Raw genomic sequence first — 11,462 nt, forward strand, 5'->3', positions numbered from 1 at the left:
GCTCCCTCGTTTAGGGTTAATGCTGGCTATATACTTAGTTTCGCTTTTGTAGCCAAGACGCTTCAGTCCGACCCTAGACCGGTCATCACCGCTACCCAACAGTTTCCTGTCGCCATTCGTGAGCAGCAGGAAGCTTCGTTTGACCATCGATTTAACTATTCCAAATCAGGTTCGTCAGTTACCTTCGCAAATGGCCCCTATCGTTTTTTATTGAAAACGACGTAACCACCACCAAGTTTGCGATTGTTTCGAGCGTGCCCGTAAGCGATAAAGCCGAAGCATGATCAGCCTGCTGCCAACCATCATTAATTAATGATTTCCGGGCGCAGTTACGAACGGGTACCGAAATGAAGTAGCCCCGCAGCCGGCTTCCATTTTTTAGCTGGTTAACGCTTATTTGGCCGCCTGGAAGCCATGCCCGATCAACGATCCACTCATCCTGATTAATTAGTGGTTCAGAAACTGCTCGCGGAAGACCTCGCTTCGGCGGTCCGATACCGATTTTCTGACCATCTGTGATAGTACCCCAGCCGCGGACGGTCGGCCACCTGTCGCTTGTCGACTGACTACGGAATGGGTACCGCACCGATTTGTTGTAGTAACCCTAACATATCCGGCTGTCCATGCTCTTCAATAAACTGGCCAGCCGACAACCGGTAGAAGTTCATTGCCTGTACCCGAATAGGCTTCCCAGATGGCGCAAAACCCAGGAAATTACCCTGGTGCGTACCCCGCATGATAAAGCGGGCGGCTACCGTGTCTCCTTCGGCAATCATTTCTTCCAGGGTCCATTGAATGTCAGGGAACCCACCTCGTATCATCCCAACAATCGAGAGGTAGCCAGCCGGACCCCGCTTCGGTTCGGGCTGCCCTGGAACATAAAAGAGCGCGTCTGGACTAATCAGTTCGGCGGCAAGTTGCTCACTGGCGGTGTTGATGAATTCAACAAAACGGTCCATGATGCGTTTGTTGTTTTCTGAAGTCATATTGATTCGGATTTAATAGCCGCTCCTGTTAACCGCCTGGTTACTGAATTACAGAGTCCGTTCTTTTGCATGGGTCATAGTTTTTCCTTAGCCTCCAGTAAAGAAACCGTTTTGCCCAATGCCCCAAACTCGTGCAAATCGCCAAATACTTCCAATCGAATAGACTGATCCAGGCCACCTACCCGCAGCGGTTCAAAACCTGCATCTACAATTAGTTCGTTAATTTGTGAATCGATGCGCTGATCGTCAGTGGCATAGAATAAAACGGCTAGTTCGGGCTTCTGACCAGAGGCATTAGCTAGCGAAGCTGCCCCCAATGTGCCTAAAGCTTTAGCTAACGTTGCTCCTTTCGGTAGGAATGAGGCATTGATCTGACCAGCGGACTGGGTTTCTCCAATCGTTTTAACAAAACCTCCCTTATCATCAGGAGCTATTGGATTGGATGGATCAACAATAAGTTTACCTTCAAGTTGGGCTTCATACTGTTGCAGGAACTCTTTGATAGAAGCAAACCAAATGGCTAAGATAATGATATCTGCTTGCTGAAGAGCGTCTATTATTTCCAGGGGTTGAGCCAGGCTACCTACCTGCTGGGCAACTTCCTGCGCTTTAGTAAAATTGCGGTCAGCCAGAATGACAGGCCGATTGCCGTTGGTTAGATTAGTGGCCAATACACGACCGATAGTACCCAGGCCAATAATAGCGAGCTTAGATTTAGTGGTTTTTGTCATGGTCTTGTTTGTATTAGTTGACCAGGCAAAGGTCCGGCAGATAGCCGGAAGGCACTTATAAGCTAGCTTAAGAAATAACCTTAAACTAGGTTAAGTTCGGACCGGCGCTCCGGTTGAGCTCTGAGGAAGCCAGATCTTTTCGGATTTTGCTTAGGAATTCAGGGGTGATGCCCAAGTAAGAAGCAATTTGCGTATTGGGAAGCCGTAAGGCTAACTTAGGGTATTGTTCCAGAAAAGATAAGTAGCGCTCCTGTGCCGTGGAGCTGATCGTCTGCAAGACCCGGTTTTGTAGCTCAACATATTTGTTTTCAACGATGACTTTGAAAATCCGGTCGAGCTTGGGGATGTTTGTATAAAGAAAATATAAATCCTGTTTTTCAATTTGCAGGATCGTGGATGGTTCAATAGCCTCGATGAACAAGCTGCTGGGTTTACCCGAATGAAAGCTGCCAATGTCGGCAATCCAATCATTCTGTGCGGCAAACTGTAGATTATGTTCGACACCTTTGGCGTCAACCCCAAACATACGAAAGCACCCTTGTATAATGAACGTGAAGTGCTTACAGGGAAACCCTTCTTGCAGGATGGCCTGACGGCGTCTGATCTGACGCTGAACAGCTCGGCCTTCCAAGAGCTGTTTCTCGCTTTCTTTGAAAGGGATATAGCTCTCAAAGTGGTTAATCAGGGGAGCTAAGCTCAATTCGTTAAGCGGGTAGAGTTGTGAACGATGTCTACATGACTACTCCTATCCAAGAAAAGTTCGAGCTAGTGAAATTAAGGTACGAATTGGTAAAAAAAGCGTCTCTTGAAAAGCCCGAATTATAGAAAATCCCTCGTCTAAGTTTAGAGTGTTTATTGAGATTGGGTGTATTTGCCGTACAGAACGGCACCGGCACGGATCCGGAAAATTCGGGCCCGTGGACCCCGACCTAACTAAAATACTACTTAGCTGACAGGCTCTACTTTACCTTTTTTCAGACGGCTGTAAAACGCCAGTTAGAGTCAGGGAATTTTGCTGGAATCACCACTCCTTGTTAGTGGCAGAGAGGGGGCGGATTGTCCTTTAAAAAGCCAATCGCTGTGCGGAAGGAATGTACCCCGGTAGTAGGTCAAGGGAGTAGGGGTAAAACCTTTCAAGCGTATTGCCGCCAGCTGGCGTAAACTCAACTGTCTGAATCCTACTGCTTTGCACTGTTTTTAAGCGCAAATAAATAAGTCGCTTTACTTGCGGATTTAACGGACAGTAGAGTAATTTGTCAGGCTCAGGATTTTCCATGACTACACAAGCTTAATCTCAATCCTATATGATCCTTAACTACACAATCCTATTTGCTACTCTCGCCTTAGGGCTAACCCAGTTGTCCTGTCAGGATCATGCAAATCCACCAACTACCGTTGCCCTGAAAGCGACGCTCGATGGTAAATCGGTAAAGCCAATTCCGATTAATACGTCGGCGACTGGTTTGTTTACGGGTAAACTTGATTTGACAACCAAAGTGTTAGAGTACTCCCTTACCTATTCGGGTTTGTCATCTCCAGCGGTAGTGGCTCACCTGCACAAAGCAACGTCAGTAAACGGCACGGGTCCTGTTGATATTATAATCCCAACGGCGGGTAACACATCGGGTAATGTTAGTGGAATCCCATTTCTGCTGAGTCAGAATCAGGCTGACAGTCTGGTGGCAGGCTTTTACTATGTTGATCTGCACACGGCAATTTATCCGGGGGGTGAAATCCGGGGCGAGGTCATAAAGCAATAGGCTGTTATATGTAGCCTCAGTTAGGCCAATGGCCCATCGAAGCGCTATGGTCAACCAACGCATACCGGATTCACGATGAGCATCCTACCGACAGTCAACGCTATGAACAAACCTGGGACAATCGCTACAGCTAGGCGTCAGTGTCTGAACCAATAGACAATGTTGAGCCGCTCCTATGACACGCGAAATTTGCTACTTCAACACAGCTCTCATTCTGTTAGCTCCCTATGACCTGGATCCAATTAATTCGAGCCAGTCACGCAATGGCTAAATCTCTGGGCTACCCCCGTATACCGTAGTCTTGGGTCATGCCACCTACTATCCTAAGTTTGGCTACGAACGGCTCAGTCAGTATCCCATTGAGCTGCCGATTCAGGTAGCCGACGAAAACAGCATGATTATGGCTTTAGCCGAAAACGGGTTAGAAGGCGTAAGCTTGTTTACGTAAACGAGTTTTTTAGTTAGTTTTAGTCCTGACACTGAGATCGGTTACAAACTACGTTTCTAGTAGAAGGATTGTCAGCTTAAGCCCATATTTTTCAGTTATTCCTTTAATTTTTCTTTCTCTGGCAACCTGGCAGCTTGTAGGCGGTATAAACCGTCCCTTTTTGAATTACTCTTGTTTTGTCAGAAGTCAAGAACACTGGTTTCGTAACTTTCCAATTTAATCAAAAACCATTCAATCCGATTTACATCTTCAGAAAGAAGTGCAAATCGGATTGAATGGTTTTGTGCACGGTATATGAAACGGCTTCAAATAAAAAAGGAAACCAGGCTCGTGAATAAAGGTACTATTTCCTTATTCATGGATCATTTTATTAATCCGCTTCTGCTTGATGATTTGGTAAACACTACCGACGATAAACAGAATTAAAAGAGTCAGAAGCGTTTTACCAATCAATGGGTCTGTAATATCCTTTGCCAAAGGATGACCAATAGGAACACGAGTAAATGTTTCATTTACGGTAGGGATTAATGATAAGAAAAAACTCAATGACAGGCAAAAGTTCTCAATAAAACGAGAGGTATTATTGCCTTTTCTACGAGCATAAAGCCAAAAAGCAACTACGACCAAAATGGCGATGAGTATAGAAAAAACATGACCAGGATTAAAGCCCCCATGTTTCGATATGCCCAGGGCCGTTAACGACGTAATGACCGTACCGAAAAAATAAATTTTACCAGTACGGCGCGATAAATTTACTTTGCCGTACCGTATAAACGATAGGCTGGCCGCGATAAGGGCAACAAGGCCAATCACGGTGTGAAATATGCCTAAATTAGATAGTCCCATTTTTTTCTTTTTTTGAACCCTGCAAAGGTGCAGGGAAAAAAGGGGACGGATTTTATGATTTAGTTCAATTGTTTGGCAATTTAGTTCACTGTATAAGCTACCTTTAAAAGCCAGAATGATCAACGGTTGAAACGAAAGTATCTTTACTATGATTTATTCGATAGCTTCAACCGGTAGTCTGTAGGTGTACAATTGTATCTGGTACTGAAGCTTTTGGTGAAATTTGCCAGGTCATTGAAGCCACACTCGAAAGCAATGTCCGTAATGCGTTGATCCGAAGCCAAAAGGAGTTGAGCCGCTTTTTCAAGCTTTTTGGTTTTCATGTACTTGGCCGGTGTATCGCCATATACTTTGGCAAATTCTCGTTTGAAAGAAGAGATACTTAGATTCGATTGCTGCGCCAATTCATCCAGGGTAAGCTGCGAAAACAAATGGGCTTCAATGATCTGTTTGAACGTATAGGTGGTTGGTGAAAAAAGTTGCGATAGAATAACTTGTATTGCCTTCACGTTCTGTGTTTGCGAAAGTAAAAGCATAATTTCCTTCAATTTCAGAATGAGAATATCCTCATTTACTAAAGATGGGTTTTCGAAATAAAATAACAAGCCTTCAATATACTTTTGAATTAAAAAGTCATTATTTATTTTTTCACTGGATTGATTTGAAACTAGGTTTTGTGGCGCCTGAAGTACTAGCGGTATTTCCCGGTCATATATTTTCTTTAGAATATCCGGATAGAACGTAACGATAATCAGTTCACAATTACTTTTTGTGCCCAGTATTTGCTGTCCTGAGTTGATGCAATTTAGAAACAATGAGTAGCTTGTAGGGATCTCTTTTTGTTCCTTATCAAGTTGATAATGTATGTTCCCTTTCAGTATATATAAAAAACATGCTTGATTCGCAATTGGAAAATCAAATGTAAATGGTGGTTTTAGGCTAACTTTTTGAATGAATGATTTTCCAAACAAATCAATTTTTTTATAATCGTCTACCATGTCTCTGCTAGTTTAGTACAATACGGTTCCTATTCACGAATGGAAAAACTATGATTCTTGATTCTTGAAATAAATTTCCCGTTTAGTTTTAGCTTATAGATCTGTGAATTAACTTGTACTAAAGCCAATTTCTTGTTTATAGAAGAACGCTTGTACCAGTTTAAGGTTTTCGGCCAAACGTTTGATTTGGTCAAAAATCGCTGAGGTCAGCTCGTCTAAGTTGGTGAACACTTGATATTTTAGGGTACGCTTCAGATAAGTCCATACTAACTCAACCGCTCCTCCGGCGGCCCGGTGGATTCAGTTCGGGACTGTAAGCCGGTAAGCGTTCTACATGGATTCGCCCCGCTTTTTCTTTCAACAAGGCCTTGACGAATTCACTGCGATTATAAGCTTATTCACGGATCAATAAAAAGACCCAGTCTGCATATCGGTCAGCCTCATTATCATTAGCTTTCTAAGCCAATTTACATCGGTTGTAGTATATAATTTATAATTGGTGGCAGGGTTAAAGGGATAAGCATAGGATACCAAACAATACTCCTCACTGTTTAATGTCATGAGCTCCCTTATGATTGTAGAGTTATGATTCTCGACAAAGAAGTCATTTATAAACTCAGCGGTAATCCATCGTTCGTTAACAAAAAGAGAGGATTTGCTTTGATCAAGAGACAACCCCCAAGACAGTCTCACCCCAAAGAAAAATACCTGGGACTAGCTGATTTCGACCATATCCCCTTGAGTGCAACCCTGTCCCAACTCCTCGACCGGTTTTGCACGCACACAACGGCCAATCCCGACTTTGCGATTCGTGACCAGATCGACTACACGTATCAGTCGCTGGCGCTAGAAGGCAGTTCCCTGACACTTCCGGCCGGTGCTCCAGGCCTGGGCTTCGACGCTGAGTCGGCATACGGGTGATACGATTCATACCCTGCTGGGCAGTTACGACACCCGGCGCGGTGAGTTGCGGGCCGATAGCGGAGGTCAGCGGGCGCAAACTCATCGATGCTCAGAAACTTCCTGAGGCCTTCAAGACGCTGGTGAAAGAGATAGACTTGTCCTTGCCCCTGTTGAAGACACCACGTCAGGTGTATGATTTCTCGTTCACCGCTCATTTTCAGTTGCCGACCCTACACCACGTCAGATCAGAGAATAAGCCCTTGGGTTTATGATGATTTACGTTTAGCAGTATCATCAACTGCCGTTAAGCCGGGTCTATGCCGACAGCCGATGTGAAGTTGAGTTTAGTTTGAAATCTGACCATTTATTTACCTACCATTGAGTTGTTAGTATATAGAAAATGGCTAGTAATTGGCTCAAATGAGCGAACTTACAAGCTAATTTAGTTCGTGGTAAACCACTTTATAACTCAAATTGAAAGCTGTAAGCTTTATTGTAGGTATACTATTCTGCCTTTGTTTGGTAGCTAAGGCCCAGCAATTTGCCGCTTCTGTACAACATTATGGCCCAGAAAACGGCTTGTCGCATCGGGAAATAAACGCCATTTTACAGGACCGGCGGGGCTTCATGTGGTTTGGTACCAAGTTTGGTCTGAACCGATTCGACGGGCTGAAATTTACCACTTATACCAAAGAGCGTAACGGACTCGATTTCAATGAGATAGGGTCTATTGCCGAGGACGCCGATGGCCTTTTGTGGCTCATGGGCGCTAATAAGGATAGCAAGGTGCGGATTACCCTGTTTAATCCGTTGACGGGCACGGCTATTTCATTAGATGAGAAATTCAAAAAGTATTCCCTGCTAAGCTCTTTAATGGCTGGGCAGCACGTGTTGGGCAGTCCTGACGGCACGATCTTCTTCGCTAATTATCAACCGGCTATCCTGACATCCTACCATCCCAGGTCCGGCCTTCACTACGTGCCCCTTGCCCACTATAAGAATCTGACCATTCACCATGCTACCGCCCGTAACACCATCTGGGCCATTGCTGATGACAATCAATTGGTCGAATTAACCGCAGATGGCCGTGTTCTCCATACCTTTCGACATGATCCAGGCACTATTAATATCTGTTTAGGCCAGCCACATGCGGGTATCGAATTTTTCTATACTGTCTACAGTTCAGACACCGATCTACAGGGAGTGCAATATAGTATAGATCAGCTGGGGAATCGACGGCAATTACCGGCTTCATTGCGGCAAGGAAGAACTGCGTTTTTCTCCCCGGTATACTATGCGTTTGATCGTAGCGGATTGATTTGGACGGGCACTCAATTACGGAGTGACACCAAAGGAACCCTATTGGATTTGAAGGAGCAACTGGCAGGCCAGTCGATTGACAATCGCTGTTTCTTCGCCGACAGAAACGGCTGGATGTGGCTAGGGACCAGTTTTGGCGTGTACCAGGTCAAGGTAACTGAAAACTATTTTCACCGCTTCTTTTACGAACCAACCAATATCCAGGAAAAGGCAGCATCCATTCGGGGTATCTCCGTTATTGGGAATAAGCTATACGCCAACCTGGAAAAAAAAGGCTTGTTTAGCTGCGATCTATCGGGTGAGTCAGCCAGGAAGTTATTGGTACGTGGCATTTCGTATGGCTTAACCAATAGTCAGCCTGGAAAACTAAATATAGGCCAGATCGATTTAGTCACGTATGACATTCGAACCGATTCGCAATCGCTCTCTCCATTGCCCAATGGCGGATCGATCTGGACAATGTTCCCATTTAGTAACCAGCACTCTCTGGCGGGTGGGCTAGTAGGTCTCTGGCTTGTCGAGACGAAAACGGGACAGGTTTTGCCTTTCACCCGCTACAACCAGTTTCCCGAACTAGCCAAGTCGCATGTGCTTCATATTGGTGCCGATCGACAGGGTACCCTTTGGATCTGTGCGACTACGGGTTTGTACACGGTTGATCCATCAGGGGGCATCACGGCTCGTTACTGGAGTGGAGGCAAGGGGCGCTTTCGGTTGCCTACCGACAGTTACCAGCATTTTTACCAGGATCCCCAAGGCCTGTTTTGGCTGGCAACGGCCAATGCTGGGCTCATTCGTTGGAACCGGCAGCAAAACACCTACCGGCAATTCAGGCGTACCGATGGGTTATCGAACGACAATATTTACGCCGTCTATGCCGACCGGCGGGGCCATCTGTGGCTGAGCAGTGATTACGGCATTATGCAGTTTGATCCGGCCCGAAGGATAACCCGGTCTTACACGGTTCAGGATGGCATTACCCACAATGAATTCAACCGAATTGCTCATTTTCAGGCCCCGAACGGCCAGCTTTACTTCGGGGGGCTGAACGGCATAACCGCATTTAATCCACCCGATTTTGAACACGAGAAACCGCCGATTACCCTTCCGCTGCAAATCGTCTCGTTTCGCCAGTTTGATAATGCGCTGGATAAACTGGTTGACAAAACCGAAGAAGTGGTAAAAAGTAACCGGATTAGTTTACAGCCCGGTGACCGGACGAGTGTGCTGGACTTTGCGCTGCTCAATTACGCCGACGCCCAAAAAAACGTGTACGCTTACCAGTTTAAGGGACTGGACAACGAGTGGACGTATCAGACTGAGCCCTCTATCCGGCTGAGTAATTTACCGTATGGCGAGTATCAATTATCGATAAAAGGACAGGCGGCCGATGGCCAGATGTCATCGGCGAACCTGGCCATCCAGGTCATCGTACAACGCCCGTTTTATCTGCGCAACTGGTTTCTCATGATTATGCTGTTTTTGCTGATCGGCTCGGTTTGGGGATGGGGCCGGTGGCGAGCCTGGAGGCACCAGCAGGAACAAACCCGGTTACAGATTCAGATCAAAGCGGCCACTGAGCTCATTGCGCAGCAGGCACAGGACCTGCTGCGGCTCGACGAAACCAAATCACGTTTTTTTGCGAACATCTCGCATGAATTTCGGACGCCCCTCACCGTCATTCTGGGCATGGCGGCCAGCCTGAACCAAAAGTTCGACCCCGAGTTGCGTCAGATGGCCGGCCTCATTGAGCGCAATGGTAACAACTTACTACGGCTGATCAACCAGATACTGGACCTCTCGAAACTCGAAGCCGGGGAGATGGCCATTCACCTCGAACGGGCCGATCTGGTCAGCTTCGTGGGCTACGTCGGGGAGTCGTTCCATGCCATCGCTCAGGCGAAGGGTGTACACCTGCAGTTTGAGTCTGAGGAAGCGCAATGCGAAGCTGACTTCAATAAAGATAAACTCCAGGATATTTTAGCGAACCTGCTGGTCAATGCCCTGAGATTTACCCCTACGGGTGGTCAGGTAATCTATAGCGTTGCCGTTCAGAACCGTTGGCATTCGCTAACTGCGGCCGGATACCACGAGGAGCTAATCCCGACTAGACACCTCGATCAGCCGTGGATTCAGATCACAGTGAGCGATACCGGACCCGGCATCGAGCCAGCCCATCTGACGAGGATCTTTGATCGTTTTTATCAAATCGAGAACCCGCAGAACGCATCGGGCGGAAATACCGGAATTGGACTCTCATTGGTGCGGGAATTGGTGGGGCTTATGCAGGGTGGTCTGGCCGTTCGTAATCGGCCCGGCCTGGATGGGCCCGGGCAGGAGGGACCCGGCCAACCCTGGCCGAACAATTCGGGGCAGGCCCTTTACAGCCGGGGAGCTGAGTTTGTTGTCAGTTTACCCCTCACCCGTCGGGCATCCCAGGCGGAAGGGCCATCTCCCACACCGTCATCCATACATCCAGCCCAACCCCAGTGGGGCGAACCCACGCGGGACGTGGCCAGTGAGCGGCCCGTGGTGTTACTGGTGGAAGATAATGAGGACGTAGCCACGTATATTCAGATTTGTCTACAGGATGAATACCAGGTGATTCGGGCCGAAAATGGGCAGGTCGGTATTGACCAGGCGTTGGCGAGTATTCCGGACCTGATTCTGAGTGATTTGATGATGCCACTTAAAGATGGCTTTGCGCTCTGCGACACCCTGAAGCATGACGAACGGACCAGCCACATTCCCATTGTGTTACTGACGGCCAGGGCTGCAGTGAGTGACCGGATCATGGGGTTACGCCGGGGGGCAGATGCCTATCTGGTGAAGCCTTTCTCCCGCGAAGAGTTGAGGGTCGTGTTGAGTAACCAGCTACAGATCCGGCGTCTGTTACAGCGCTTTTATAGTCAACTAGCCCTGGGCGTTGCCGGGCCGATTCCGACCGATGCGCCTGAGATGGGGGAAGACCAGTTTCTGACCAGGCTACGCAGCAACGTACTGCCGCATCTGGATAACCCGGCGCTGGATATTGAGATGATCTGCACGATGATGGGGACGAGTCGCAACTCCCTGCACCGCAAGATGACCGCCCTGACGGGGTTGTCTATGAACCGATATCTGCGAACACTGCGCCTGCAAAAAGCCAAAGAATTACTCCTGTTACCTGACCTGAACATTACCCAGGTCGCCGATGCAGTAGGTTTCCAGGACCCCAGTTACTTCGGCCGGGTCTTTGCTGAGGAATTCGGCCTATCGCCCAGTCAATACCGGGATGTAAACAAAAAATAATCGCTTTCACCCCCGACTGGGACAATTCTCCGAGTTTTTGGGTGAAATCTCCGACTGCTTTGCTGCCGAAACGCCTAATCTTGCCCCAGCGATAAATGGGGCTTTTTTTAGGCTTCGCTACGCTCTGTACATCCGCCGGTTTTTTTGGCTGTCCACCCGTCCGATAACTGGGGTGGCCG

Annotated in this window: 9 protein-coding genes; 4 read left to right on the top strand and 5 right to left on the bottom strand. The window is 47.4% G+C overall.

The window, feature by feature from the left end:
- Nucleotides 1-566 precede the first annotated feature (566 nt).
- The 3 genes from ACYVC2_RS00150 to ACYVC2_RS00160 form a co-directional block, all read right to left on the bottom strand.
- Complete coding sequence (locus ACYVC2_RS00150) at nucleotides 567-959, bottom strand: ester cyclase (protein WP_461100231.1); 393 nt, start codon at nucleotides 957-959, stop codon at nucleotides 567-569.
- A 101-nt stretch (nucleotides 960-1,060) separates the two neighbouring features.
- Complete coding sequence (locus ACYVC2_RS00155) at nucleotides 1,061-1,759, bottom strand: NADPH-dependent F420 reductase (protein ID WP_461100324.1); 699 nt, start codon at nucleotides 1,757-1,759, stop codon at nucleotides 1,061-1,063.
- Between the two features lie 43 nt (nucleotides 1,760-1,802).
- Nucleotides 1,803-2,417: a Crp/Fnr family transcriptional regulator gene (locus ACYVC2_RS00160; protein ID WP_461100232.1), complete on the bottom strand. Its 615-nt coding sequence runs from the start codon at nucleotides 2,415-2,417 to the stop codon at nucleotides 1,803-1,805.
- Between the two features lie 604 nt (nucleotides 2,418-3,021).
- Here ACYVC2_RS00160 and ACYVC2_RS00165 point away from each other — a divergent pair.
- Entirely contained in the window at nucleotides 3,022-3,477 is a 456-nt protein-coding gene (locus tag ACYVC2_RS00165; RefSeq protein ID WP_461100233.1) for a CHRD domain-containing protein, read from the top strand.
- 301 nt (nucleotides 3,478-3,778) lie between these two features.
- Nucleotides 3,779-3,925: a hypothetical protein gene (locus tag ACYVC2_RS00170; RefSeq protein WP_461100234.1), complete on the top strand. Its 147-nt coding sequence runs from the start codon at nucleotides 3,779-3,781 to the stop codon at nucleotides 3,923-3,925.
- Nucleotides 3,926-4,276: 351 nt separating this feature from the next.
- Here ACYVC2_RS00170 and ACYVC2_RS00175 read toward each other — a convergent pair whose 3' ends face one another.
- Nucleotides 4,277-4,894, bottom strand: coding sequence for a DUF2306 domain-containing protein (locus tag ACYVC2_RS00175; RefSeq protein ID WP_461100235.1), 618 nt, complete (start codon nucleotides 4,892-4,894; stop codon nucleotides 4,277-4,279).
- A gap of 23 nt (nucleotides 4,895-4,917) precedes the next feature.
- On the bottom strand, nucleotides 4,918-5,769 hold the full coding sequence (locus ACYVC2_RS00180) for a helix-turn-helix domain-containing protein (RefSeq protein ID WP_461100236.1): 852 nt from the start codon (nucleotides 5,767-5,769) through the stop codon (nucleotides 4,918-4,920).
- Nucleotides 5,770-6,354: 585 nt separating this feature from the next.
- Between ACYVC2_RS00180 and ACYVC2_RS00185 the strand changes: the two genes are divergently transcribed.
- Together ACYVC2_RS00185 and ACYVC2_RS00190 are read left to right on the top strand one after the other, a co-directional pair.
- On the top strand, nucleotides 6,355-6,690 hold the full coding sequence (locus ACYVC2_RS00185; protein WP_461100237.1) for a hypothetical protein: 336 nt from the start codon (nucleotides 6,355-6,357) through the stop codon (nucleotides 6,688-6,690).
- A 501-nt stretch (nucleotides 6,691-7,191) separates the two neighbouring features.
- The gene (locus ACYVC2_RS00190) at nucleotides 7,192-11,283 is read left to right on the top strand and encodes a hybrid sensor histidine kinase/response regulator transcription factor (RefSeq protein WP_461100238.1); all 4,092 of its coding nucleotides are present in this window, start codon (nucleotides 7,192-7,194) and stop codon (nucleotides 11,281-11,283) included.
- Nucleotides 11,284-11,462: the final 179 nt, after the last annotated feature.

The sequence above is a fragment of the Spirosoma koreense genome, assembly GCF_054777875.1.